At 59.4% G+C, this 24,782-nt stretch carries 20 protein-coding genes and 4 pseudogenes; 12 read left to right on the forward strand and 12 right to left on the reverse strand.

All coding sequences use genetic code 11. The features are described 5' to 3' along the window. Positions 1-2 precede the first annotated feature (2 nt). From repB to AC1Z3V_RS05595, 4 genes are all read left to right on the forward strand, one after another. Positions 3-1,016 (forward strand): plasmid partitioning protein RepB, encoded by a 1,014-nt coding sequence (gene repB / locus AC1Z3V_RS05580; RefSeq protein WP_483497706.1) that lies wholly within the window; start codon positions 3-5, stop codon positions 1,014-1,016. Positions 1,017-1,172: 156 nt separating this feature from the next. Next, complete coding sequence (gene repC, locus AC1Z3V_RS05585; RefSeq protein WP_483497708.1) at positions 1,173-2,468, forward strand: plasmid replication protein RepC; 1,296 nt, start codon at positions 1,173-1,175, stop codon at positions 2,466-2,468. 643 nt (positions 2,469-3,111) lie between these two features. Beyond that, the gene (locus AC1Z3V_RS05590; protein WP_483497709.1) at positions 3,112-3,402 is read left to right on the forward strand and encodes a hypothetical protein; all 291 of its coding nucleotides are present in this window, start codon (positions 3,112-3,114) and stop codon (positions 3,400-3,402) included. A 485-nt stretch (positions 3,403-3,887) separates the two neighbouring features. Next, entirely contained in the window at positions 3,888-5,042 is a 1,155-nt protein-coding gene (locus tag AC1Z3V_RS05595; RefSeq protein ID WP_483497710.1) for an RHE_PE00001 family protein, read from the forward strand. Between the two features lie 55 nt (positions 5,043-5,097). Here AC1Z3V_RS05595 and AC1Z3V_RS05600 read toward each other — a convergent pair whose 3' ends face one another. From AC1Z3V_RS05600 to AC1Z3V_RS05620, 5 genes are all read right to left on the reverse strand, one after another. Further along, entirely contained in the window at positions 5,098-5,313 is a 216-nt protein-coding gene (locus AC1Z3V_RS05600) for a hypothetical protein (RefSeq protein WP_483497711.1), read from the reverse strand. A gap of 52 nt (positions 5,314-5,365) precedes the next feature. Next, positions 5,366-6,193, reverse strand: coding sequence for a helix-turn-helix domain-containing protein (locus AC1Z3V_RS05605; RefSeq protein WP_483497712.1), 828 nt, complete (start codon positions 6,191-6,193; stop codon positions 5,366-5,368). Between the two features lie 552 nt (positions 6,194-6,745). Further along, positions 6,746-8,251 (reverse strand): tripartite tricarboxylate transporter permease, encoded by a 1,506-nt coding sequence (locus AC1Z3V_RS05610; protein ID WP_483497713.1) that lies wholly within the window; start codon positions 8,249-8,251, stop codon positions 6,746-6,748. A 10-nt stretch (positions 8,252-8,261) separates the two neighbouring features. Then, positions 8,262-8,723 carry a tripartite tricarboxylate transporter TctB family protein gene (locus tag AC1Z3V_RS05615; RefSeq protein ID WP_429819447.1) on the reverse strand — a complete coding sequence of 154 codons (462 nt, stop codon included), beginning with the start codon at positions 8,721-8,723 and terminating at the stop codon, positions 8,262-8,264. A gap of 223 nt (positions 8,724-8,946) precedes the next feature. Further along, positions 8,947-9,924 carry a tripartite tricarboxylate transporter substrate-binding protein gene (locus tag AC1Z3V_RS05620; protein WP_483497714.1) on the reverse strand — a complete coding sequence of 326 codons (978 nt, stop codon included), beginning with the start codon at positions 9,922-9,924 and terminating at the stop codon, positions 8,947-8,949. Positions 9,925-10,629: 705 nt separating this feature from the next. Between AC1Z3V_RS05620 and ltrA the strand changes: the two genes are divergently transcribed. Together ltrA and AC1Z3V_RS05630 are read left to right on the forward strand one after the other, a co-directional pair. After that, a complete protein-coding gene (gene ltrA, locus AC1Z3V_RS05625; RefSeq protein ID WP_483497715.1) occupies positions 10,630-12,108 on the forward strand; it encodes a group II intron reverse transcriptase/maturase in 1,479 nt (492 codons plus the stop codon). 461 nt (positions 12,109-12,569) lie between these two features. Next, positions 12,570-13,481: a nucleotidyltransferase and HEPN domain-containing protein gene (locus AC1Z3V_RS05630; protein WP_483497716.1), complete on the forward strand. Its 912-nt coding sequence runs from the start codon at positions 12,570-12,572 to the stop codon at positions 13,479-13,481. A gap of 258 nt (positions 13,482-13,739) precedes the next feature. On the opposite strand, the gene AC1Z3V_RS05635 is transcribed toward AC1Z3V_RS05630, so the two are convergent. The 3 genes and pseudogenes from AC1Z3V_RS05635 to AC1Z3V_RS05645 all read right to left on the reverse strand — a co-directional run bounded on the left by AC1Z3V_RS05635 (position 13,740) and on the right by AC1Z3V_RS05645 (position 15,653). After that, positions 13,740-13,946, reverse strand: coding sequence for a KTSC domain-containing protein (locus AC1Z3V_RS05635; protein ID WP_483497717.1), 207 nt, complete (start codon positions 13,944-13,946; stop codon positions 13,740-13,742). A gap of 455 nt (positions 13,947-14,401) precedes the next feature. Continuing rightward, a pseudogene (locus tag AC1Z3V_RS05640) lies at positions 14,402-14,533 on the reverse strand (integrase); the annotation flags it as partial. A gap of 265 nt (positions 14,534-14,798) precedes the next feature. After that, a complete protein-coding gene (locus AC1Z3V_RS05645; RefSeq protein ID WP_483497719.1) occupies positions 14,799-15,653 on the reverse strand; it encodes a hypothetical protein in 855 nt (284 codons plus the stop codon). 147 nt (positions 15,654-15,800) lie between these two features. Here AC1Z3V_RS05645 and AC1Z3V_RS05650 point away from each other — a divergent pair, with 147 nt between their 5' ends. Then, complete coding sequence (locus AC1Z3V_RS05650) at positions 15,801-16,142, forward strand: hypothetical protein (protein ID WP_483497720.1); 342 nt, start codon at positions 15,801-15,803, stop codon at positions 16,140-16,142. Positions 16,143-16,913: 771 nt separating this feature from the next. Here AC1Z3V_RS05650 and AC1Z3V_RS05655 read toward each other — a convergent pair. After that, positions 16,914-17,612: pseudogene (locus AC1Z3V_RS05655) on the reverse strand (site-specific integrase); the annotation flags it as partial. A gap of 170 nt (positions 17,613-17,782) precedes the next feature. Between AC1Z3V_RS05655 and serA the strand changes: the two are divergent. The 5 genes and pseudogenes from serA to istB all read left to right on the forward strand — a co-directional run bounded on the left by serA (position 17,783) and on the right by istB (position 22,580). Continuing rightward, complete coding sequence (gene serA / locus AC1Z3V_RS05660; RefSeq protein WP_483497722.1) at positions 17,783-19,021, forward strand: phosphoglycerate dehydrogenase; 1,239 nt, start codon at positions 17,783-17,785, stop codon at positions 19,019-19,021. Between the two features lie 435 nt (positions 19,022-19,456). Beyond that, entirely contained in the window at positions 19,457-19,771 is a 315-nt protein-coding gene (locus tag AC1Z3V_RS05665) for a hypothetical protein (protein ID WP_483497723.1), read from the forward strand. A gap of 1 nt (position 19,772) precedes the next feature. After that, positions 19,773-20,258, forward strand: a complete 486-nt coding sequence (locus AC1Z3V_RS05670; RefSeq protein ID WP_483497725.1) for a DNA-binding protein — start codon at positions 19,773-19,775, stop codon at positions 20,256-20,258. 88 nt (positions 20,259-20,346) lie between these two features. Continuing rightward, a pseudogene (gene istA, locus AC1Z3V_RS05675) lies at positions 20,347-21,913 on the forward strand (IS21 family transposase). Beyond that, the gene (gene istB / locus AC1Z3V_RS05680) at positions 21,846-22,580 is read left to right on the forward strand and encodes an IS21-like element helper ATPase IstB (RefSeq protein WP_483497727.1); all 735 of its coding nucleotides are present in this window, start codon (positions 21,846-21,848) and stop codon (positions 22,578-22,580) included. Before istA ends, istB begins: the two are co-directional and overlap by 68 nt. A gap of 176 nt (positions 22,581-22,756) precedes the next feature. Here the strand turns inward: istB and AC1Z3V_RS05685 are convergent. The 3 genes and pseudogenes from AC1Z3V_RS05685 to AC1Z3V_RS05695 form a co-directional block, all read right to left on the reverse strand. Next, positions 22,757-22,831: pseudogene (locus AC1Z3V_RS05685) on the reverse strand (IS6 family transposase); the annotation flags it as partial. Positions 22,832-23,061: 230 nt separating this feature from the next. Then, positions 23,062-23,520, reverse strand: a complete 459-nt coding sequence (locus tag AC1Z3V_RS05690; protein WP_483497728.1) for a DUF2147 domain-containing protein — start codon at positions 23,518-23,520, stop codon at positions 23,062-23,064. Positions 23,521-23,778: 258 nt separating this feature from the next. Then, positions 23,779-24,612, reverse strand: coding sequence for an SDR family NAD(P)-dependent oxidoreductase (locus tag AC1Z3V_RS05695; protein ID WP_483497730.1), 834 nt, complete (start codon positions 24,610-24,612; stop codon positions 23,779-23,781). Positions 24,613-24,782 lie beyond the last annotated feature (170 nt).

Here is a 24,782-nt window from a genome sequence, read left to right on the forward strand (position 1 = left end):
CCGTGGCCCGCAAAAATCTGATCGGAATTACCGCTGACCAACTCGAAAACGGCACCGAAGTGGCTCTGGAACGCCTGACCACAGCGCGACCGATCGCCGGCCTGAGCGTCGGCGCCCGGCCTGCAAGCGCTGTCGGCGGCATCACCCGTTCGCTGTCGAACATCACTCAGAAAGTTGAGCGCGCCCAGGAATTGGAGCGCCAACTTGCCGAAGGACTTGTCGTCGTCGATTTAGACCCGACGCTTATCGACGCTTCCTTCATCGTCGACCGCCTTGAGATCACTGCGGATGCACAATCCGCGCTCGCGGAGCAAATCCGCGAACACGGACAACAGGTTCCGATCCTCGTTCGGCCGCATCCTGACGCCGATGGGCGATACCAGGTTGCCTATGGCCATCGCCGGCTAGAAGCCGCTCGCGCACTTGGAAATAAGGTTCGCGCGGTTGTCCGCGATCTCAGCGACGAACAACTGGTCGTCTCGCAAGGGCAGGAGAACAACACCCGCACGGATCTGTCCTTCATCGAACGGGCGCTATTTGCCGCGCGGCTTGAGGATCGCGGTTTCTCCCGTGAGATCATCATGTCTTCGCTTGGTGTCGACAAGGCGGCATTGTCAAAGATGATTTCCATCATTCGTCGGCTACCGATCGCACTGATCGAGGCTGTCGGGCCGGCACCGTCGGTCGGCCGGCGTCGTTGGCTCGAGCTCGCCGAGTTGCTGGCACAAGGTGGAAAGAGCGAGGCTGCCAACGTCTTCGTGCAGGACAAACAATTCCAGGCGGCAGGAAGCGATCAGCGCTTTGATGCGCTTTGTGCCTTCCTGAACACTCCCAAGGCGCGCGCCAAAGCCATCTCGTGGGTAGCGCCCGATGATACAACCCCGGTCCGGATCCGTGAAACGGACGGCGAAACCACGCTGTCTTTCAATAGGAGACAGGCGCCGGGCTTTGCAGATTTCGTGAGGCAGAGGCTCAAATCTCTGTACCTCGAATACCAAGAGGAAACAGGAGACTAAACAGAGCAAAAGAAAAAGGCTTCCGAACGACTAGCGCTGCGGAAACCCTTCTCTCGTGTAGCAACTAGAGAATCCCATTTCCGCGAATCGGTGTCAAGAGTTTTCAACGTCGTTTCGGCGAACGGATTTCTTTTGCCTTGAAAAAGGTGAAGACGAATGGATTGTGGGATTGTCACGACGCCCTTTGGGCGGCGGGCGATGTCGCTTGGAATGTTGGCACACCAACTTTCCAGCACTTCGGCCGTCGACGAAGGCAAGGTCGACAAATGGAAATTGTTTCGAACGGTCTGCGCCGCCAAGTCGAGCCTTGGGGTTTCTGATCGGTCACTTGCCGTCTTGAACGCCTTGCTATCGTTCTACCCGAAGACGGAACTTGCGGCGGCCAACGGCCTCGTCGTGTTTCCCTCCAACGCTCAGCTTTCGCTGAGAACGCACGGTATGGCTGAGACAACGCTCAGGCGGCATCTCGCTACCCTGATCGAGGCCGGCCTTATTCTCCGGCGCGACAGCCCCAACGGCAAACGCTACGCTCGGCGCGACCGTCAAGGCGCAATCGGCCAGGCATTCGGGTTCGACCTTGCTCCGTTGCTCGCCCGTATGGCCGAGTTCGAAGCGGAGGCTGCGCGTCTCGAAGCGGAACGGCGCTATCTTCAGGTGATGCGTGAACGCATGAGCCTCAGCCGCCGCGACGTTGCGAAGCTGGTCGATCTGCTGCGCTCCTCTGACCTCGCCTATGCAGAGCAGGCGGAAGCCCGCTGCCAGGCCGTTTATATGTCGCTGTCGCGCAAGCCTTCCATCGCTGAAATCGAGCGCGTCCTTCCCGTTCTTGCCCAACTGCAGGACGAACTCACTAATCGTCTGGAAAACCTACTGAAAACGCAAAATACGGCTGCCAATGAACGCCAAAATGAGCGGCACATACAGAATTCAGAATCCGATTATCTTTCTGAATCTGAACCGGCTGATGAAAGAGTTGGGATGGAATCGTCGCGCAAGCCTTCAACAGGGATCCCGGAACTCAGCCAGGATATAGATAAAGCCGCAAAGATCGAACCATCTGCGGTGCAAAAGCTCCATCAGCATCGCGGGGAAACCCCTTCCCTGAACCGCGCAGTGCCCCTGCCGCTCGTTTTGAAGGCCTGCCCGCAGATCCGTGACTACGGCCCATCCGGTCGTATCGACAACTGGCGCGATCTTCTGACGGCTGCAACTGTGGTCAAAAACATGCTTGCGATCAGCCCTGATGCTTATGACGAAGCCTGCGCCACACTCGGCCCAGAAACGACCGCCACCGTGCTTGCCTGCCTTCTAGAACGAGCAGAGCACATTCATTCAGCAGGCGCCTATCTGAGGGATCTGACGCGCCGGGCGAAGACCCAGTCGTTTGCTGTCTCCGCGATGTTGGCGGCACGCCTACGCGCCCAGACGTCGGTTGCAGCAATGGATGGATGATTGCCACGCTGGGAGCTGAGACCGATCTTCCGGCAGCCGGTGCTTCTTCGATAGTCGGCAGCGTGATCTTGTCTAAGGCGCGTAAATGCGGGAAACTGCTGTGAAGGGATTCGTTGATATCTTTGGGATAATCTAACGCTCGGGATTCAAATCAGCCTCCCGCCATCTCCAAGAAAAGATTGATGTTTTCACCCGTTACGGAAGGAAATTGGCTGATTTTTTCCGTCGCTCGGACGACCGTGCGGTAAACCCTATTGGACGGGTGCGAAGGTGAGAGCGGCTGGCTCTCAGCGAAGCGGAGTGGCCAGCGTAAGATCAGTTCTATTGCCTAGGTTTCGCACGCTAGGCGGGTCCGGGAACGGCGCAGATGGTCTGGCTTCGGACTGAACGCGGCTCTTATGTTGACAGCTGTCAACCGCATGAGGCGATAGGTTTTATTCTGAGCCAAACGGCTAGGACCCAAGTCCCGCCAGCAACGCACCTGTCCCAACTATAAATCTAGCCCTTCCTCTTAGCGAAACGTGCATGCCATCAACACCGATGAGCTTCTGACAATAGTGTTGATGCACCAAACAGCAGAGGCCTTCAATCGATGTCACATGTTATCGTTATCAACGGACCGGCCGGGGTCGGGAAGACAACGGTGAGTCGGATTCTGGCAAGACGCCATCCCGGTGCGATCAACATTGCCGGCGACGCTTTGCGTCATTTCGCCCCTGAAGACGTTCGACATACCTTGGGGCCTGGTTCCACCTACAGGGCCGGCGCGGCACTCACCACTGCCTATCTGACAATGGGAGCTACCAAGGTTCTCTTCGAATACATTTTCGACGACGCCGAAATGCTTGATCTGTTCTGCAGCGGATTACCCGATAAGACACCCGTCTCTGTCTTCACGCTTTGGGCACCAATCGATCGCGTTATCGATCGGTAAGCAAACCGCGTTGAGCGCGAGCGATTGGGGGATATGGTGTTGCGGACATACCAGGCGATCGAACGCAACCTGCATCTGCTTGGGCAGGTCGTTCCAAATACAGAGAACGCCGGAGTTGACCGCTCAGACGATCTGCGAAGCAATTGCCAATCCTGGAAGTATCTGGCCGCGTCCGGCCACGGAAACGAACTTGTCTGATGGCCAATCGTTCCGGCCCGCCTGACGTGTTCGTGGGGCGTCTCCGAGTCGCGACCTTGCTCGCGGTGACACGCGTTGACAGCTGTCAACAATCGATACGCATCGAATTCCCAGGCCGGTGAACTGAGATCCGAGGATTTGCCCTGCGCGTTTGCCGGATCCTATTCCCTCGATCGACACCTTGGGCTGTGCCGCGTTTGGACGACCTGACCCCGAAGGGGTCGCCTCTGTGACGGAAATGATTATCGTGTTACGTTCCGTTTCGACGGCAACATCCTTAGTTTGAAATGAGATACCAGATCCCCGATCCATATCATCCGGCGCTGCTTCCGCTTATGATTTCGGCGGAAGACGCCTTGGCGCGACTCGATGAACGTGCAAGCCGCCATGCGGTCGAAGACGGCTTTCGTGAGCGTGGTCACTTCTTCGACGCAGCGGCGGCCCTTTGGGTGGCCGGCGAACTCGTCCATGTCGAAGACCTGGTATTGCACGATGCCCATATGGATGCGCGTGCCCCCACGCACGAACTGACGATAGCGCATTCGATTCTTCGGGCGCGGCGGCGTATCTGGCTGGCCGAGCCGGTCTGGGCGCTTTCGCTGCCGGGCCTCGCTGCCCTTCGAGGCGAACAGGGGAACGTCGCCAACGCCGGCGACGTGCTCGCAACTGCTCGGTCTGAGCCACCATCGACGTCAGACGATAGTGCTGAGCTTGAGGAGGAAGAAGAGGGAAATCCCATGGCCGCCGAGTTTGCGGCCATCGATGCGGCCATTGCCCGTTCGCAGCAACTGCTCGAAGCCCACGACAAGGACAGCCTTGAAATCGCCGAACGGGTGGCCCGTGTAACCGCAAAGGAGCCTGTCGGGCAATTGGGCCTGCTCTTTGACGAGGAATGGAACGAGGATGCACGTATTGACGAATGGCGCCATGCCGTTACGACCGCGGATCAGCTACCAGCCACTCTCGGCGCTGCGCTTCTCTTCGACGCCTGGGAACGGCTCGAGCCGCTGCGTCGCCAACACTGGTTGGGCTCGCTGCTCGTTAGCGCCTATCTGAGATCGCGCGGCAAGGTTACCTCGCATCTTCTCGCCTTCAACACCGGGCAGAAAGCGGTTCGCCATGAACGGCGGCGCGCGCAGGATCCGGTGACACGGTGGAGCGCATTCCTCGAAGTGATGACGGCAACCGCAGAACTCGGCCTGAAAGAGCTCGACCGACTGTCGCTCGCCAAGACCCAGATGGAGATGCGTATCCGCGATCGCCGTTCCAACAGCAGCCTGCCCGCGTTGATCGAGCTCCTCCTGTCCCGTCCGATCGTTTCTGCTGCGCTCGTCGCCCAACATGCCGGGGTGACGCCGCGTGGTGCGTTGAACCTCATACGGGAACTCGGCATCCGTGAAATGACCGGCCGCGGACGCTACCGCGGCTGGGGGGTGCTTTAGCTACAGGGCGGCGCTTGCGTCGCCACGGGAGACGCTAAGGTGAGGTGCCTTGATGTCAGCCCATGGTGATCAGGATCAACACGACGAAGACCGTCGGCACGAGAACCAGCGCCGGAATGATGATCGCCGGGTAGCCGAAGGCGACGATCGCGAGCAACCATATCAGTACGCAGTTGATCAGAAACAGCACCTTTGCTGTCTGCGATCCCTGCACCGCTTCCTTCAGCATCCAGCCAAATATCGGCACGTTGTAAACCAGTCTTGCAATCATTCTTCTTCCTTTCCTTGGGGGCGTCCGGGTGGGGGGGACTGTTGAGAGGCGTTCAGTTCCGGGGACGTCCGATTCCTGCCAACCGTTGGCGCGTAAGGCCGGCGGTAGCTTCGAGGCGTTCGGGGTCGAGCAAGCGGATGGTTTTCGGATGGTTGAAATCGATCAGCCCTTCCCGCTTGAAACGATTGAGACAGCGACTGACGGTCTCGACCGTGAGGCCGAGCCAGTCGGCAAGATCTGCCCGCGTGAGGTGCAGGTGAAAGCCCAGTCTTGCAGGATTGCCGTGGCGACCGCTGTGACTGAAGATGCGCGACAGTTCGACCAATGCACTTGCCACCTTCTCGCTTGCGGTCTTGCGACCAAGCAGGGTGGCATGCGCCTGCAGCCGGTGCAGTGTCATCTTCAACTCACTGGCGATCGCCGAATTGTTCGCGAGAAGTTCGGCATCTCCCAGGGCTTCGATGCGCGCAATGCTTAGAGTCTCGGCCGTGGCAATGTTGCGCCCATCGATGGTGAAGCCGAAGAGCCGACCCGGGCCGAGCACATCGGTGATTTGTCTGCGCCCGTCGTCGAGCAGTTGAGAGAGAACGATACAACCGTCGAGCACGCGAAAGAGCGAGCGGTTGCGGCCACCCTCAAAAAGCAGCGTGAAGTTTTCACCGACCACACGGCTGCGGGCGGGCAAACGCGCCGGTCTCGCGAAGGACGCGAGGGGAGGACCCGCAGTAGAGGCGGCAGCGGATTGGGTTTCTGGCATGGAAAATGTCCGCGTTGCGGATGCAAGGAGGCACAGCGCCTCGCTGACATCCGACGTCGAAGGAGGAGCGTTGACAGCTGTCAACGCAGTTTCAAAGCCGGGTAACGGCTCCGGGTGGTCCACGCGGGCTGGAGTTTGGAAAATGCACCTGGATCGCTGGGGGCGCGGCCGTCACCGCAACGGCGGACGAGAGGCTTCCTTGCAGGCGCTCCCCGATTGAATCGCCTGGCGGCGCCAATAGGGCCCAAAAGAACCGGCAGGCGCTGCAGACATGTTCGGGGGCCGGCTTTTCCTTTCCGTTCTCATCACTGCCCGCTTGGCAGAAATCCGGCAATGAGCCATCAGGCAGGGCATAGCGGGCATATTCGGCCGCAGGCAGCGAAGCGGCGAGTACCGGGCCGAGATGAGCGAAACCGAGCAGGCAAAGGGCCATGGCGCACAGGATGCGCAAAGCTCTGTCCCATCTTGATTTCGTGCGATACGTCATCGCTCAGGTTCGTCCTCGCGTCTCTTCGATGAACCAGAAATAGGCGAGGGGATTGACAAAGCTCAATGTGGCAAACCGCGCAGGGGCAGAATGCCGCATGGCAGCAAAATGCCGCGCGATCGAGTGGACGCGCGGCACATTAAGTCATTGATTAATATTGCTAATACCGCAAAAACGGGCGACAGAGATCAGTCCTCCTCGACAAAAACCTCCTGGCGCTTGGCCTTTACGCTCGGAAGGAACACGACGACAAGCACGAGTGCGGCGATCAGGAGCAGGATGGCGCTGATCGGGCGGGTCACGAAGGTCGTGGGATCACCGCGCGACAGGATCATGGCGCGGCGAAGGTTCTCCTCCAGCAGCGGTCCGAGCACGAAGCCGAGCAACAGCGGTGCCGGCTCGCAGCGTAGTTTCAACAGCAGGTAGCCGACCAGGCCGAAGAAGGCGACGGCATAGAGGTCGTAGACGTTGGAGTTGACGCTGTAGACCCCGATCGAGCAGAACGCCATGATAATCGGGAACAGGACATAATAGGGAATCTTGAGCAGCTTCACCCAAAGCCCGATCAACGGCAGGTTCAGGACCACCAGCATCAGATTGCCGATCCACATCGAGGCGATGATGCCCCAAAAGAGTGCGGGCTGCTCGGTGGCGACGTTCGGGCCGGGCACGATACCCTGGATGATCATCGCGCCGATCATCAGCGCCATGACGGGGTTGGCGGGAATACCGAGGGTCAGGAGCGGGATGAACGAGGTCTGTGCGCCGGCATTGTTGGCGCTTTCCGGACCGGCAACACCGGCAATCGCCCCATGCCCGAATTCCTCGGGTCGGTCCGAGACACGCTTTTCCACCGTATAGGAGGCGAAGGCCGCAAGGATCGCACCGCCGCCGGGTAGAATCCCGAGCGCCGAGCCAATGATCGTGCCACGCACGACGGGTGCAAACATGCGCTTGAAATCATCCCGCGTCGGCATCAGGTCCGTGACCTTGGCCATCAGCACTTCACGGGTACGTTCATTCTCCAGGTTGCGCAGGATCTCGGCAATTCCGAAGACGCCGACGGCAAGCGCCACGAAATTCAGGCCATCGGCATATTCGCGGATGCCGAGGGTGAAGCGCGGCGTGCCGGAATAGATGTCGGTACCGACCAGCCCGAGCAGCAGGCCAAGTGCCACCATCGCCAAGGCCTTGACGATCGACCCGTGGGCAAGTGCGATCGAAGAGACGAGGCCGACGATCATCAGCGAGAAATACTCGGCGGCGCCGAATTGCAGCGCGATCTCGGTCAAAGGCGGTGCGAAGACCGCAACGAGGAAGGTCGAGACGGTGCCGGCGAAGAACGAGCCGAGAGCGGCAATTGCAAGTGCTGCGCCGGCGCGCCCCTTGCGGGCCATCTGGTAGCCGTCGATAGCCGTGACCGCCGAGGAGGATTCGCCAGGCATGTTGATCAGGATGGCGGTGGTCGACCCGCCATATTGGGCGCCGTAGTAGATGCCGGCGAGCATGATCAGCGACGAGACCGGCTCGAGCTGGAAAGTGATCGGCAGCAGCATGGCGATGGTCGCCGTGGCCCCGATGCCGGGAAGCACGCCAATCAAGGTGCCAAGCAAAACGCCGATCAGGCAGAAGAGCAGATTGGCAGGGGAGGCGGCGGTTACGAAGCCGAGCGCAAGATTGCTGAAGAGGTCCATCGCGCGTCTCCTAGAACTGAACCCAGGGGCCGAAGCGCTGGAAGGGCAGGCCAAGGCCATAGCTGAACACCGCGACGGAGAAGGCCGTCAGCGCGAGGGAAAGCGCCAGGGCCATGAGCGGCTTCATCCGCCCTGAAGCGAAGCAGGCGATCAACGCCGTGAAGAACAGCGCCGGCACGAAGCCGAGGCCCCGGACCGTCAGGCCGAAGAAGATGGGGGCCGGCAGAATGAAAGCCATGCCGCGCAGCGCGATCGGGCCGATGGGTTCGCCCTGGACGCGGGTTGACTGCACGAGGATCACGATGCCGAGCAGCGTCAGAATGATCGCGAGCATGAGCGGGAAGTAGCCGGGACCCATGCGGAAGGCGGTGCCAAGCTCGAGGTTGAAGGCCTGCCAGGCGAAGAACAGCCCGACCGCCGTTAATATCCCGCCGCAGAGCGCATTGGTGGTATCGAAGGAGAGTGATTTCATCGTGTCCCCATTTGTGCTAGCGGGGCAGCCGGCCGAGGCATTCTAGCGGCCTCCCGCATTGGCATTGCCGGCCTAATGCCGGTTCGCGCATTGGGCGGCGGAAAGTTGACAGCTGTCAACGGCGGTTGACGGCGTTTAACCTTTCCGGGCACAGTCGCGGTGTCCCAATGTCAGAACCGCCGCGCTTCCGGGCGAGCCGGAGCGCGGCGAGACGAGCGGCGGATCAGTCGGCGTATTGGCCAGCTGCTTCGATCACCGGCTTCCAGCGGGCGATTTCGCTCTCAAGCTTCGCCTTCAGCGCGGCCGGGGTCGCATCAGCGTCCGACGAGGGTTCTGTGCCGAGTTCGCCGAAGCGGGCGACAACGTTCGGATCCTTGAGCGCGACCTGCAGCGATTTGGACAGGCGTTCGGTCACTTCCGCTGGCGTGCCCTTCGGGGCGTAGATGCCGTGCCAGATCCCAACCTGAAGGTTCGGCAGGCCGGCTTCCGTCGTTGTCGGTAGATCGGGGAAGACCTTGAGGCGCTGTGGCGAGGTGACCGCATAGGCCTTGATCGTGCCGCCCTGGATCTGCTTCGTGGTGTTGGTCGTCTGGTCGCACATGATGTCGACCTGGCCGCCGAGAAGATCGGTCATCGCCGGGCCCGTACCCTTGTAAGGCACGGTGGTCAGCTGTGTCTCGATGGCGCTCATGAACATCATGCCGCAAAGATGCGAGGCAGCGCCGATACCGGCATTGGCGACCGTCACCGTATCCTTGTTCGCCTTGACGTAGTCGACGAGGCCCTTGAGATCGGTCGGCTCGAGATCCTTGCGCGCGACGATGGTCATCGGCACTTCGGTCACGAGGCCGACATACTCAAAGGAATTCAGCGTGTCGTAGGCAAGCTTGCGATAGAGCGTGGCGCTGGTCGCCATGCCGATATGGTGCAGCAGCACCGTGTAGCCATCGGGATCGGCCTGGGCGACGCGCCCGGCGCCAAGGGTGCCGCCCGCGCCGCCGACGTTCTCGACGATGATCTGCTGGCCGAGATCCTTGGACATGGATTCGGCCACGAGACGCGCGACGGTATCCGTCGGCCCGCCGGCAGAGAAAGGCACGACCATGGTGATCGAACGTTCGGGGTAGGTCTGCGCGTTGGCGGAAACGGCGACAAGCGAAAGGGCGGCAACAGCGCCGAGCAGGGCATTCAGGGTCTTCATCTCTTCCTCCCGGATGAAATATCGGCCAGCCGGCAAGGTTTCCTCCCGCGCCGGTTCTGGGTGCCCCCATTTGCAAACGCAATCATAGCACAGACAACGGTTTAGCCGGGCGAGGGAATGCATTTGTCGGGCTTTGGCTTTGATTTGGGTGGATTTGGAAACATGCGGCCGATCGCACGGGTGGATTTCCACCCATTCAAGGCCGATTTCCATTCAAGCGGAGATCGGCGCCGAGTTTTGTCAGCTTCACGCCGACCAGGCGGAGACGCCCCTTAGTCTCTACATCTAGACGATAACCTGCTGGCAGCGCGCTCTGGTGACCTCAATGCTGCGCGGCGATCAGGATGAGGTGCGCCAGGACAAGCTGGCGCGTTCCAGCCGGTGAAAGTCCGGCTCGGGTAAGGGGTAGCTCCCGCCCGATAGTGAGTGTTGCGGCGTGGGCGGTGACGACCACGGCGAAGCGTACACAGCAATCATGCGGGGTATGGGAGTGAGCCACGATAATGATCAGATCGCAGGGGCCGAGACTTTCTCATCCGTCGAAGGCAACATGGGCGGAGCCGATACGCGAGGCGCCGTCGCCCTGCCGGGGTCTAGGGCCATGCCACGCATGAAAGGAACGCGTCGGAACCTGGGAGATCTCCTGTCTGGCCGGGTGGCGTCAGCCACGCCGGTCCGCATCGGAAAGGCGAGGAGCCGTAGCCGATGATGGACGGACAGGAGAAGTCAGACTCCGGCATAGTAGCTGCGAAGCCAACGAACAAAGCCGGACGACCGGCGGCGGAGTTGGTGGAGCCAAGGCCGGGGACCAAGGGGAGCGCGGAACAGCAACGCACGCACCGGACACAGAGCCGGGATCGCATGTCCCAGTCGCTGGACCGCGTACGGAAGGCCGCAAGGCTGAGGAAAAAGGATCAGTTCACTGCGCTTCTCCACCATATCAACGTCGATACACTTCGGACGGCTTTCTACGCGCTGAAGCGCAAGGCCGCTCCCGGGGTAGATGGCATGACGTGGCAGGACTACGAGGCGGACCTTGAGCCTCGGCTTGAGGATCTGCACATACGGGTCCAACGGGGAGCGTACCGCCCGCAACCGTCACGCCGAACGTATATACCGAAGGCGGATGGGAAGCAGCGGCCGCTGGCGATTGCAGCTCTGGAAGACAAGATCGTCCAAGGAGCAACGGTACTGGTGCTCAATGCCATCTACGAAGGCGACTTCTGTGGTTTCTCCTACGGGTTCCGGCCCGGGCGAGGACCCCATGATGCATTGGATGCCCTATGCGTGGCGATCGACCAGCGGAGGATGAGCTGGATAATTGACGCTGACATCCAGAACTTCTTTGGGGCGGTCAGCCAGGAATGGCTGGTTCGCTTCTTGGAACACAGGATCGGCGACAAGCGCATCATCCGCCTGATCCGCAAATGGCTGAAGGCGGGCATCCTCGAAGACAGGATCGTGACCGTAGATGACAGGGGAACGGGACAGGGCTCGGTGATCTCACCGCTGCTCGGGAACATCTACCTGCATTACGTGCTCGACCTGTGGGCCAAACGCTGGCGACAGCGCGAGGCCACCGGCGACATGATCATCGTGCGTTATGCTGATGACCTGATCGTCGGTTTCGAGCGCGAGGGCGACGCTCGTCGCTTCCTCGCTGCGATGCGCGCGAGGCTTGAGGAGTTCATGCTGTTGCTTCATCCGGACAAGACCCGCTTGATTGAGTTCGGTCGCTTCGCTGCGGTCAACCGCAAGCAACGCGGGCTCGGCAAACCGGAGACCTTCGCCTTCCTGGGGTTCACGTTCATCTGCGGGAAAACACGCAAAGGGCACTTCCAGCTTCAGCGGAAGACCCGAGGCGACCGCATGCGGGCGAAGCTCAAGGACATCAAGGCGGACCTGCGGCGGCGGATGCACTGGCCAATCTCCCAACAGGGAAAGTGGCTGAGGCAGATCGTCGGCGGACACTTCGCCTACTTCGCGGTTCCAACGAACCTCCGGGCGCTCTCCGCGCTCCGATATCGGGTGATTGGTCTCTGGCGGCGATGCCTACAGCGGCGCAGTCAGAGGGCCGACGTCACGTGGGAGAGGATCGTGAAACTAGCCAACGACTACCTACCCAAGCCTTGCATCCTTCATCCATGGCCGAATGTACGTTTCGCCGTCAATCACCCGAGGTAAGAGCCACGTGCGGGAAACCCGCCCGCGTGGATCTGTGCGGGGGGCGCTCAGCAATGGGCGTCCCTACCGCGATACGGCGGCGACAATCTGGATGAGACTCTTATGTCGCGGTCGGCACGAGGGTATCATGCTGATTGTCGCGCTATACTCAATGCCGCATCCGGTCGAATTTGCTCGCTGCCGCAGGTCTTAGCGGGACTTAAGTGGCGACTTATTCGACTGTCGATCCGTTGGGCGTCCTAGGCCCAGTGGTTACCATCATCTTGCGCGGAGCCGACACGCTGATTTCCGGGTTCGGAGAGTAATGAGCTCCATTCCCAGAGCCTGAGTGCGAACGGTCGGATCGGATCGCGAGCTCGCCGGAAGCAAGCGACGCAGGATCATGGACGTGCGTCAGAGGCGCCGGCTCACTCATAATTCCAGTAGTAGACGAGGAGTCGTCTTTATCCTATCGGTTGAGTATGAAAACGAGCCTGGACCATCTTCCCGAGAAGAAGCAGCGCGAGCTTGCCCGCGTCGTGGAGATCATCCACGAGGAGTTTGCCGATGCGCTCGAGGGTGGCTCGGCCGACTTCAAGAAGCGCGGGCGGATCTTGAAGATCATCCTGTTCGGCTCCTATGCCCGCGGCACCTTTGTCGACGAGCCGCATACGATGAAGGGCTATCGCTCCGATTACGATATCCTCGTCATCGTCAATTCGAAGAAGCTCGCAGAACCGCAATATTGGGACAAGGCGACCGACCGTCTGATGTGGGACAAAGGAGTGTCGACGCCGGTTGGGCTGATCGTCCATGGCGCCCGGGAGGTGAACAACTTCCTTGCGGACGGACAGTATTTCTTCGTCGATATCCTGCGCGAGGGCGTCGTGCTCTACGAGCTCGACGACCGACCCCTGGCCGAGCCGAAACGGCTCTCGCCTGGCGATGCGCTCAGGGTGGCGAAGGAGCATTTCGAGAGGCAGTCCCAAAGCACTACGGAATTTCACCAACTCGCCGCGTATGCCATTGAGCATCGCTGGCAGAAACGAGCTGTCTTTTTGCTGCACCAAGCCGTAGAATCTGCCTATTCTTGCGTGCTCCTCACCCTCACCAACTACAGTCCGCCGTCACACAATCTCAAATTTCTCCGCGGTCTCGCCGAGGATCGCGACCAGCGGCTGGTCGAGGCCTGGCCGCGCGATCAGCACCGCTATGCCGCCTGGTATAACATTCTCAACGAAGCCTATGTGAAAGCACGCTACTCCAAGCACTTTGAGATCACCGAGGAAGGGCTCAGCTGGCTTCTCGAGCGCACCGAGCATCTCCTCAGTCTCATCGAGACGATCTGTCAGGAGCGGCTGAGCGAACTGGCTAGGGCAGCGGCCGCGACCTAACTCCTCGCCTCGCTTGCGCAAGTCAGCGCTTCATGAAGCCTCGGCGCCCGCAATGATGCGACAGCCTCGCATATGCCGGCGCGATCTTGTCTAGAATTGCCGGGCAATGGAATTCTTCGCCATTTGAGGTGCATCGCGGTGGGAAGCCCCCGCTATGCCCTCTCATCGGAAACGGCGTTGTTAGCCGATTATCCGGGCTGCTCGTTCGTTCTTTTGTTCTCGGTTTTGCGCTTGCGCGGACTGAGCCGACTGGACTGCTTATCCGAGCGGCGTCACGTGATAGCGAAAACGATCGCGAATATGACGGTTGAAGAACCGACCTTTAGAGAAGGCGCGTCGGAAAGCCTCGTATGTCTCTGGCGGCACGTTTTCATAGTCGTATCGGTTCTGTGTCGTTACTAGCCAGACTGAAAGTGTTCGCGTCTGCGGATCGTAGTCGGCCCGCCTGATGAGATTGGAGGGCATTAGGAACCTCCGTGAAAAGCAAGTGGTTCTCGTTTGATATCTAGTTCGAACTCATAAGCTTTCGATGTTGGGCTCCCACAGCTCTGCGACGGGGGTGTTCGCCAAAGACTCCAGTTCGGGAGCTGCCAGACTGACGGGTTTCTGAGCTTATGCCGCGACCACTGCATGGCCTCGGGAGGGAATGCCGCGATTGGCGGCTTCCGTCAGCCCTACCGCGATACGGGCGGGGACACCATGCAGGCAGTCGTCTGCAAGCAGTTTGGCGAGGAATGGCGCTTACAAAAGCGGAGTGCGGTTCTGATTATGCCAAGCATCGTCGCAAGGCTCGACAGCAATATTCTCATCATTCCTGCTCATCCCGAATATTCGGCGATCGGCGTTAGCCTTCACCAACCGTCTGCTGGGATAAGAGTCTGTTCGGCGTTTGACTGTAGCGCCGCCGGGTTCGGCGGCTCTTAGACAAGCAAGCGCGCCGCCCGCTCCTGTTTTCGCTTCGCATAGTCATAGTAACGCGCAGCCTGGCTGATCGATCTGTGCAGCGACTGCTACATGGCCTCGGGCAGTGGAATGCCGCGGTTTGCGGCCTGTCCTCCGCGTTTCTATCGGGAACGCAGAGAGCTGACCAAATGGGGTCTAGCAAGCGTTCGGAGTTTTCGGGTCACGCCAATGTCTTGCGGCTAGGCTCTTGGTGAAACCTTGTCTGCGATCGATCTCGGTTGCCTCACAATGGCGTACGGCAACATCCAGATTACGCGCTCGCGAAGGCTGAGTTTGCGTACGGTCGGGATATCGAACGAAAGACAGTCGGTATCCGGGGGCCTGTTGAAAGGCGCCTCGCCCCACAGCGGACCATCAGCGCGAAACCGGGGTCAGGGTCAGCACCTCGCTGTTGGTCTTGCACGAACCCGGTACGCCGTTGATGCAGCCCTTCGTGGTTTGCTTGATCGTCAGCGTAGAGCCGTCGCCCGACGGACCGATGGTATAGGTGCCGCTGCCAGCGCCTGAAAAACCGCCGCCCGCAAGCACATATTTCACAGTCCCGCCGGAGCGCGACGTTGGCGTGTAGACGAAATCCGCAGTGCCACCGGGGAACTTGCCGACGACCTCGAACGGCTCGCTCAACTTCGCCACGGTTCCGCTCACCTTGATCCGGGCGCCGCCGCCGGTGACCGCCCACGGACCGGGGCAAAGCTTGTCCAGCACGTGCTCGGCAATCCGGGCAGCCTCGTCGAGAAACCCATCGTCGTCCGAGAAGCCGGAGAAGCTGTCAACAAGGTCGCCGCCGGGGTTGGTTCTTGTTTCTATGGTCCAGTTGGCTTTCCCGGCGCCGAATGTGATGCGGCCGCCAATAAGAAAGTCGGGGGCCTCGGTGCCCAGCTTCTTTATCGCCGTGGTCGGGTCAGCATATTTCGACTGCTGAAACTTCTGTTCCTTGATCACCTCGTCGATCCGCCGCCATTCGACGACCTTGCCCGCGCACCATTCAGCCTCCCCGCCGTCGCCCAGCATGGTGACGGTGTGGTGCAGGATAGCTTCTGCCAGACCATTGCCGGCAAACTCTCGGCCGGGATAGCTGTCATCGGTGATTGTGCCGACCGCCAGCACCACATCGGCTTGCTGCGTCGGCGCGATCGCCGATGACAGCAAGACAAGCAAAAGCGCATAAAGCACCGGCACGAAATGCGACGCTAATGACTGAACCTGCACTTGATGCGCCCCCGCTCACGGATCGTGCCGTTAGACTACCTCAACCTGACGACGTTACTAGAGCGGAGGGTATGCCTTTTGCATCGAGAAACGATAAGGTTTCCGATAGGCTAGGCTTTGCCCGCGGAATTGGAAGGAGGACGGATCGTGGAAAAGAGCGTCAGTGACCGCGAGCTTATCGCGGTTATGAAACAGTATTTTACGGCGAAAGCTGAGCTGGAGAGCTTGAAAGAGCAATTGGAAGCGGCACGACAGGCGCGCAGCGAGGCGATCGACGTGTTCTACGATCTCCGCAAAAACGCCGAGCACGCCGCTGACTTGGAGCGTTCGCATCGTTTGAAGGCAGAGATGGTGTCGTTGTTGCAACGTGCTGAAGCCTGGTGGAAGACAGCGTCCGCCGCCGACCAACGCGACACATCGGACGCGAAAGCAGAACCGGAAGAATGGCAGTCGTTCGAGAAGCGAGCCGATTCGTTCTTCGGCGCGTAGTCGCTGAGACGTACAGACGAGCTGATCGTTCAGCCTTTCGCTCCGTGTTGTTGTGGTTGTTGGAGTTCGCCGTGCTTGGGATGAGAGGCGGGCTCGCGCCGGCCGTGATTGCGGCACACGGCGTAAGGTCAGACTTTCTGACCGAGGCCGAGGTGTTTCCCCCTGAAGTGATGCAGCAGTCGCTGCACAATCGGTAGCTCCGACGCCCAACGCCCCGCTTGATGAGCGACACCGCAAAGCACGCCAGCGGCGACAAATATGTCCTATGTTCGCCGCACGCTGGTGTCCTTCATCAAATCAGCCACCAGCATGCGATCGACTTCCGCTGATCGCTGCGTGTCGTCATAGGCTCGCGAAGCCCGGCATAGCCGCGAACGAGGGGGACATGTTCCGAACCCGACTTGTTTCCTGGGAAACAGTTCCCGCTAAAGACGAATGCTAATTGAGCGTCAGTTCTAAACGTTCAAATGAAATGGATCTAGAAGTGGTTCTGTTTTCGGCTCTGATGTTTTTTGTCATGCTGTTTGCAACAGTTAAACAACTGCGGAGCGAAGTCCGAGCACGTCAGCCGATCGTTTGATCCGGCACACTAAGCCCCGGCTACGCGTTAAAATTCTAACTGGACACTCGAAAGACCACCATGAAGCTCATCTGTGAAGCCGTAAGCCTAGCCGTATTTTCCGCTGCGGTGGTGATGTTCGCGACTGTGTTCGCCGCATGATCCGGACTGACTTGTCCTTTGTTGAATTCGTCCGCGATTAACCCTGCAGGCTAGACGATGAGCCTTGCCGCTCGTCCCTGTTTGCGCTCCGCGTTGTTGTAGTAGCTCGCCGCCTGCCTGACCGATTTGTGCAGCGACTGCTGCATGGCCTCGAGGAGGGGGATGCCGCGGTTGGCAGCTTCGGTCAGGTAGCCCGACCGCAAGCCATGTGCCGAAAACAATGCCGGATCGAGACCGGCCTGCTTGTAGCGGCCTTTCAGGATCAGGTTGACGGATTGCGGCGTCAGCGGGCGCCGATCGATGTTTCCCCATTGATCAATGCGCCGAAACACCGCGCCGTCCTGGATATTGGCTTCATCGAGCCAGCGTTTCAGCACCGATACCGGCCGGCCGATCAGGAGCGCATGTTCGTCGTCGTCGCTGGCGGTCGTCTTCGTTCGGCCCAGGCGGATGGAGAGGCAGGGGAGGAGAGGGGAGTCTTGATCGGCAGGATCGGGACGGACGGGCTCTTCGTCAGTGAGGTCCTCGATGTGCAGTGCTGCCAATTCGGACCGTCGATGCCGCCGGAGGCGAATGCGACGAGAAGCAGAGCCCGATCGGGCACGTCCACCAGGCGCTCTTCCACCTCCGCCGGCATGCCGTGGGTCGGATCCTCGGCGCGCTTCACCGGATCCCAGAGTTGGTAGCCGACGAATTTGAGCAGCAGGCTCGGGCGCGAGCCAAGGGAGGGGAGTGCCAGTGGCGAGCTGGCGAATCCTAGGTCATCCTTTGTTGCCAACCTTTGGGTAGAGAGTATGGAAAACTGCGGTACGTTGAGATCTGTTCGCGGTACCAAGGCGTTGATATTTGCCTGTCTGGCCGCTTAAACCTTCATAGGCGCCGAAGCCACATCGGCCTTTCGGAAATCGGAGCAACATTTATGAGCCGCCAACTTTCTCTCCCACGCGACCGAATTTCCGTGCTTCTGCTGGAAGGCATTAGCCAGACCGCGGTGGACTACTTTTCGTCGTCCGGCTACACCAACCTCATTCATTTGCCGAAGGCGCTCGACGACAACGATCTTAGGCGCCACATCGCCGACGCTCATATCATCGGCATTCGTTCCCGCACGCAGCTGACGGACGAGATCTTCGAATCCGCCAAGAAACTGATCGCCGTTGGCTGTTTTTCCGTGGGTACGAACCAAGTCGATCTGGATGCGGCGCGGCGGCGCGGCATTCCCGTGTTCAATGCACCTTACTCAAATACGCGATCGGTGGCCGAGCTTGTGATCGGCGAGATTATCATGCTGACAAGGCAGATCTTTCCGCGCTCGGCTTCGGCGCATCAAGGTGGGTGGGAGAAGTCCGCTGTCGGCAGCCGGGAGGTCCGCGGCAAAACGCTCGGGATTGTCGGCTACGGCAATATCGGATCGCAGCTCAGCTCGCTTGCCGAAAGCATGGGCATGGTCGTGCGTTACTTCGATCTTTCCGATCGGCTGCGCCGGGGCAATTCGGAGTCGATGGCTTCGCTCGGTGACCTTCTCGAAATTTCTGACTATGTGACAATGCACGTTCCCGAAACACCATCGACTCATAACATGATCACCGAGACCGAATTGCGCCGCATGAAGAAGGGCGCCATCTTCATCAATAATTCTCGCGGCACGGTGGTCGACCTCGATGCGCTTGCGAAAGTCCTGAAAGACGGGCATCTAGCGGGTGCGGCCGTCGACGTCTTCCCCAAGGAGCCGGCATCGAACAACGAGCGTTTTGAGACGCCGTTGCAAGGCTTGAACAATGTCATTCTGACGCCGCATATCGGCGGCTCCACTGAGGAAGCCCAAGAGCGCATCGGCGGGGAGGTTTCAAGGAAGCTGGTCGAGTATTCCGACATCGGCTCAACGATGGGCGCCGTCAACTTTCCGCAGGTACAGCTGCCCGAACGCCCGAACGGCACGCGTTTCATTCACGTGCATGAAAACCGCCCCGGCATGCTCATCCAGCTCAACGAGATCTTCTCGTCGCGCGGGCTAAACATCATGGCTGAGTTCCTTCAGACGTATAGCGACACGGGCTATGTTGTGATCGAGGCCGAAGGAATTTCCGCAAATGCCGAGGAGATTCTTCAGTCCCTACGCGAAATTCCTGGAACGATACGAACTCGATTACTCTATTGACAGCTGCTCGTTTGCCGCATTCCACGCACGCCGGTCATTGGTGAGCTCACCGCGCTCCTCGACGCTTCACAGCCGAAGCACTGGCCATAGTTTTTGGGTGGAAATTTTGGTCAGTTCACCGGCAGTGCGGCGTCGGATCCATTAGGAGCCGGATGCCTCGTGGCGAGGGGGCGCGGAAAGAGCAGCGTCGCCAAAGCTCTGCCGTTTCCTGCGCCAGGTTGTTCCGATCACCTGGGGTCATGGCGCTTCGGTTCATTATTCGTTCGCGGTCCCCAACAGGTCTGGCTTTGTGTGTGGTGCGGGTCGCAGAAGTCACACCACCGCTGCGCCGCTCTAATTTGATATCGAAGAGGATCGGCACTATGTTGGACGAAATTACATTTTGTCAGACACGAGGTCGTTATGGGAAAGCACAGTGGAATGGGAGAACGGTCAGTGGCAAAAGAGCCGTTGCTTGCAAAGGCTGTGCGCGATGCGAAAGTCGGCAAATTTACTTCTAGCAGCAAGGCGCGGATTGATGCGGTCATGAAAGCGGCTGAGCATTCCGGCCTGCTGGGCGAAAAGAGTAAAAGGATCGGCGGTAGGATCAGCCCCGCTCTTATCGAACAAGCCAAGAAGCACACGGGCATCAAAACCGATACTGATTTGATCGAGTTCGCTTTGGCCGCCGTCGCCCTGGACGACGATTTTGGATCGGCTTTTCGCAAGACCCGCGGAACGGTCGACCCTGACCTGAAACTCGGTTTCTGACTTGTCGGATTTTGACTTCGACGGCGCGGTTCGCTGGGGAAGGCTCGATCCCGGACGGACCCTTTCAAGGCGCAGCGACAATGAGCTGCCCTTCCTCGACGAGCCCGCTGAAGCCGGGCTGGAGCTGCTACTCGATACGTGCGTCTACATTGATGGACTGCAAGGGCGAGCCCCAGAGCTTGTGGCGGACTTGCTTGATATTCGCCACAGCAATCACTCTACAATCGCCGTCCAGGAGTTGATGCATACCGTTGGCGTGCTCGACCCGGCGCACAAAGGGACGAAAACAGCTATTCAACAAATCAGAGCCACGGTTAAGGCGATGCCGGCCCATCGCGTGTTCACGCCTGATGCGGACGTTCTGGGCCGGGCCGCTTTACTGTCCGGCATGTTGTGTCGGCTGCAGGGCTACCACCGCGACGCTCGGCTACGAACTCTTCACGACTGCGTCTTGTTTCTCCAGGTGTGTTTCGGCGTGGAATATTGACCCCTCTGGCGGGGTGACCGGCGTCCAATTTTGACCCCCCACCTGTTTCGTCTGACCATCCGTCTTTTGCTGACGGATGGAGGGGGAGTTGAAGCGAGTGGATACGATTGCGCGTGTTCGCCGGGCCTTCCATGTGCAGGGCTGGTCAGTGAAGAAGATCGTCCGGGAGCTGCATGTTTCCCGCAACACTGTCCGCAAGATACTGCGATCTGATGAGACGGACTTTTCCTACGAGCGAGAGCGGCAACCTTTACCGAAAACTGGTCGGTGGAAAGGTGAGATCGAGCGCTTCCTGGCCGCGAATGAAGGCAAGCCATCTCGTGAACGGCTGACGCTGATCCGGATTTACGAAGAGCTTCGGGCGTTGGGTTACGACGGCAGCTACGATGCGATCCGGCGCTATGCGAAGGGATGGTCGAAGGACCGGGGTGCCGTGACGGCGGAAGCCTACGTGCCGCTCTATTATGCACCTGGTGAAGCCTATCAGTTCGACTGGAGCCATGAGATCGTCCTGATCCAGGGCGTGACGACGACGGTGAAGGTCGCCCATGTACGGCTCTGCCACAGTCGGATGATGTTCGCGCGGGCCTATATGCGTGAGAGCCAGGAGATGGTCTTCGACGCGCACGACAAGGCCTTCGACTTCTTCCGTGGCACCTGCACGCGCGGGATCTACGACAACATGAAGACGGCGGTCGAGTCCGTCTTTATCGGCAAGGAACGGCTCTACAATCGCCGTTTCCTGCAGATGTGCAGCCATTATCTCGTCCATCCCGTAGCCTGCACGCCAGCATCCGGCTGGGAGAAAGGACAGGTCGAGAACCAGGTCGGCCTCGTGCGCGAGCGGTTCTTCACACCACGCCTCAGGGTCAAAAGCCTGGAGGAACTGAATGTCTGGCTGCTCGACAAATGCGTTGCCTATGCCAAGGCCCATAGCCATCCCGAACAGACGGGACAGACGATCTGGCAGATGTTCGAGGCCGAACGCGGCTGCCTCGTGCGCTATGTGGGGCCGTTCGACGGCTTCCATTGTGTGCCAGCGTCAGTATCCAAAACCTGCACCGTCCGCTTCGACAACAACAAATACTCGGTTCTATCGACTGCCGTCGGCCGCCCTGTCGAGGTCCATGCCTATGCTGATCGGGTCGTCATCAAACAGGATGGAGTGACGGTCGCTGAGCACCAACGCAGCTTCGGCCGTGGCGAGACCGTCTATGATCCCTGGCACTATGTCCCTGTCCTCGCTCGCAAACCCGGTGCCTTGCGCAACGGCGCTCCGTTCCGGGAATGGGTTTTGCCTGCCGCGATGGAAAAGGTTCGCAAGCGACTGAAGAGCGTCGATGATGGTGATCGGCAGATGGTCAGCATACTCGGATGTGTTCCTGCTGATGGTCTTACCGCCGTTGAGGCTGCCTGCCAGGAAGCGCTCGATCACAGCGTCTGCTCGGCCTCGGTGATCATCAACATTCTGGCGCGAAGCCGCGATCCGGCTCCTGCTGCACCCCTGCAAATCCCGGATGCGCTTCGGCTTGCCCATGAGCCGGTCGCCGACTGCGCCCGTTACGACAGGCTCAGGAGGGTAAGTTGATGGAACGCACGCAGGTTCTCGAACTGATGAGCACGCTGAAGCTCTACGGAATGCGAAGCGCCTATGATGAGGTCATGGGCAACGGCATCAAACGGCAGCACGAACCGCCACGCATCGTCGGTGATCTCCTGCAGTCGGAGATCGCCGAGAAGCAGGCCCGATCCATCCGCTACCAGCTCAGCATCGCTAAGCTGCCGTTGGCAAAGGATATCGACGACTTCGACTTTGCCGACACGCCCGTGAATGAACCCCTGGTCCGAGAACTGGCTACCGGCACCTTTGTGGCCGACCAGCGCAACGTCGTCCTCGTCGGCGGCACGGGAACCGGCAAGAGCCATCTGGCCATCGCGATTGCCCGTGCTCTCATCCGCAACAGCACACGTGGCCGCTTCTTCAACGTTGTCGATCTGGTCAATCGGTTGGAAACAGAAACGCGCAACGGCAAGCAAGGGCGGACGGCGGACTACCTTACACGCCTCGACTTTATCATCCTCGATGAACTCGGCTATCTGCCGTTCGCGCAGGCAGGGGGCCAGCTCCTCTTCCACCTGATCAGTCGGCTCTACGAGCGCACCTCGATCATCGTCACCACGAACCTTGCCTTCGGCGAATGGCCATCGGTGTTTGGTGATGCCAAGATGACGACGGCACTCCTCGACCGCCTGACCCATCACTGCGAGATCGTGGAAACAGGAAACGAGTCCTGGCGCTTCAAGAACCGCTCTCAAAGCTAAAGCCAAAGATACCCATCACCCGCACTTGGCCTACCCTCTGCAACTCCGGCCAGCGCCGGGCAGGCCAAGCGCTGATCGTCTACAGGGGGGTGAAGATTGGACGCCGATAAGGGGTCAACATTCCGCGCCGATTGACACGCCAGATCGCTTAGTATTTCGCCTCCTGCCGCAAACGACCCCAAGAGGCGCACGAGCAGATCGTTCTGATCGTTGACGCTCCAGTTACCGGAAAAGCCAAAACCCTTCCGCACAGCCCGTTTGAACTCTCCATCCCTGATCTTGGAATCGAGCAGGTTTACGCCGGCGGCATGGACCTGGACCAACACCTCATTGTCCATGAGCTGCGGGTCCAGTCTCTCGCCGATTTGAGCAACGCTGTTTTTGCCGTAGCGATCGATGAAGAGGGCTTCATGCTATGTTCTCAAGCGTGGCATTCTGCTTCCAAGTTTCCGCCGGCTAGGGGAGGTGTGCGGTGGCCTCCCTAGTCCTGGCGTATCCAAGTCTGTGAACGGCCGAGCAATGATACACCGATAAAGCCGCGCACGCGGAGTTTCCTGCCGCCGTCGATGAGATGCAAATTACTGCTGTAGACCTCGCCATTCTCTGGATCGAGGATTTCTCCGCCTGTATATCCGTCGCCATCCTTTTTCAGCCCGGAGAGAATTTGGAGGCCGACGATCGGCGTGTTTCTGAGCGTGCCCTCGCATTTACCGCATTTCGGGTTCTGATCTTCACCCGGGCCGGGGAAGGCTTTTATGACCGTGCCCCGCAGGGTGCCGTTCGTTTCGGTAATGCGGATCAGTACCCTCGGCTTCCCGCTGACATCATCGATGTTCTTCCACACGCCAACCGGCGAAGAGTTGTCCGCCCATGCGGCGGAAGACATGACGGTGGCAACGAGGGCGATTGCGAGCACGCCCGCATATTTGAAAGTCAACATATTGTCTCCAGATGTTTGATGTTTATTGGTTCGAAAGCCAACCGCGACCGGGTCTGATGTGGACCGTGCCGAATATGTCATTGGCAGCTTTTGGACTGGATTGCGGCATCGAGCGCCTGCAATTCGCCCTTTCCAAGCGCGACTTCGTCCTCCCTGTCCTCGCCGGCCATCCGGAGGCAGACCTTCCCGAAAAGGCAGACTGGCTGCCAAGACCAGCAGGCCGGCAACGAGCGCGTCGGTTGCCGGCCGATTGCAGTTCTAAGCCCCCGTAACGTTTTTCATGATGGCTCGCTGCATTGAACGCGGTGTCAGGCGATTTGAAAATGCAGCGACCTTGTTCATGAACCCCGCAGTCACGGACGCTTTCCCATGTGACAGCGCGCGAAGACCAGTTTCGGCGACGGGACGAGGCTTCATCGTCAGAAGCCGCAGCAAGGGCGAGACGGGAGCGCCGGCCGCTGCATCGAATCCCGTTTCGGTGTGCCCTGGGCAGAGACTGGTGACGACCACGCCGTGAGGGCGGAGTTCGTCGTGCAGAGCTTCTCCAAAAGACAGCACATAAGACTTCGTCGCAGCATAAGCAGCAAATGTGGGAACGGGCTGGAATGCCAACAGACTTGCAATGAGGAGGATTTTTCCGGACCCACGGGTTGCCATATCCCGCCCGAACACAAAGCTTAGTTCGGTCAACGCCGTGATGTTGAGCTGTATCATATCTATGGTGCGCTCAAGCGGGGTCTTCAGAAATTCACCGTGCAATCCATATCCGGCATTGTTCACCAAGATATCGATCCGCAGCGACTTTTCGTCCAGGCTACTCTTCAAGCGTGCCGCGGCACCGGGTGCGGCAAGATCAATCGGCTCGACAACGACATCGACACCATGCTTGCTTCGAAGTTCGGCTGCGAGCTTTTCCATTGGCTCTCTTCTCCGAGCTGCGAGCACGAGATTGATCTTCTGCGCTGCCAGAAGTTCGGCAAATTCTAGACCAAGGCCACTGGAGGCGCCGGTGATCAGGGCCCGCTTCCCAGTGGCACCATTCAATTTTCCTACGAAGGACGTTTGCGTTTCCGAGTTAGCAACGTGTTGCATCTGTTTTCCTATTAACTACGTGGATCTCTCGGAGGAGCTGGCACGATGTCGGCCTTGCTCGCCCGTGCAGAATTCGAACGTTCGGCGGAGCATGAGGTTCATGATGCGCTCAGTCAGCATTCCGCATTGGGGTTGGAACAATTTGACGCTGTTCTGCGGTCCCCACTTAT

This window comes from Ensifer sp. 38_S197 (genome assembly GCF_056924495.1).

What these genes read in the sequence shown, in the direction of transcription:
- repC (WP_483497708.1), top strand. Translation starts at nt 1,173, where the DNA reads ATGGATTGTGGGATTGTCACGACGCCCTTTGGGCGGCGGGCGATGTCG.
- AC1Z3V_RS05695 (WP_483497730.1), bottom strand. Translation starts at nt 24,612, where the DNA reads ATGCAACACGTTGCTAACTCGGAAACGCAAACGTCCTTCGTAGGAAAA.
- AC1Z3V_RS05615 (WP_429819447.1), bottom strand. Translation starts at nt 8,723, where the DNA reads ATGAAATCACTCTCCTTCGATACCACCAATGCGCTCTGCGGCGGGATA.
- AC1Z3V_RS05635 (WP_483497717.1), bottom strand. Translation starts at nt 13,946, where the DNA reads ATGCCCTCCAATCTCATCAGGCGGGCCGACTACGATCCGCAGACGCGA.
- AC1Z3V_RS05620 (WP_483497714.1), bottom strand. Translation starts at nt 9,924, where the DNA reads ATGAAGACCCTGAATGCCCTGCTCGGCGCTGTTGCCGCCCTTTCGCTT.
- AC1Z3V_RS05690 (WP_483497728.1), bottom strand. Translation starts at nt 23,520, where the DNA reads ATGTTGACTTTCAAATATGCGGGCGTGCTCGCAATCGCCCTCGTTGCC.
- istB (WP_483497727.1), top strand. Translation starts at nt 21,846, where the DNA reads ATGGAACGCACGCAGGTTCTCGAACTGATGAGCACGCTGAAGCTCTAC.
- ltrA (WP_483497715.1), top strand. Translation starts at nt 10,630, where the DNA reads ATGATGGACGGACAGGAGAAGTCAGACTCCGGCATAGTAGCTGCGAAG.
- AC1Z3V_RS05595 (WP_483497710.1), top strand. Translation starts at nt 3,888, where the DNA reads ATGAGATACCAGATCCCCGATCCATATCATCCGGCGCTGCTTCCGCTT.
- AC1Z3V_RS05630 (WP_483497716.1), top strand. Translation starts at nt 12,570, where the DNA reads ATGAAAACGAGCCTGGACCATCTTCCCGAGAAGAAGCAGCGCGAGCTT.
- serA (WP_483497722.1), top strand. Translation starts at nt 17,783, where the DNA reads ATGAGCCGCCAACTTTCTCTCCCACGCGACCGAATTTCCGTGCTTCTG.
- AC1Z3V_RS05610 (WP_483497713.1), bottom strand. Translation starts at nt 8,251, where the DNA reads ATGGACCTCTTCAGCAATCTTGCGCTCGGCTTCGTAACCGCCGCCTCC.
- AC1Z3V_RS05600 (WP_483497711.1), bottom strand. Translation starts at nt 5,313, where the DNA reads ATGATTGCAAGACTGGTTTACAACGTGCCGATATTTGGCTGGATGCTG.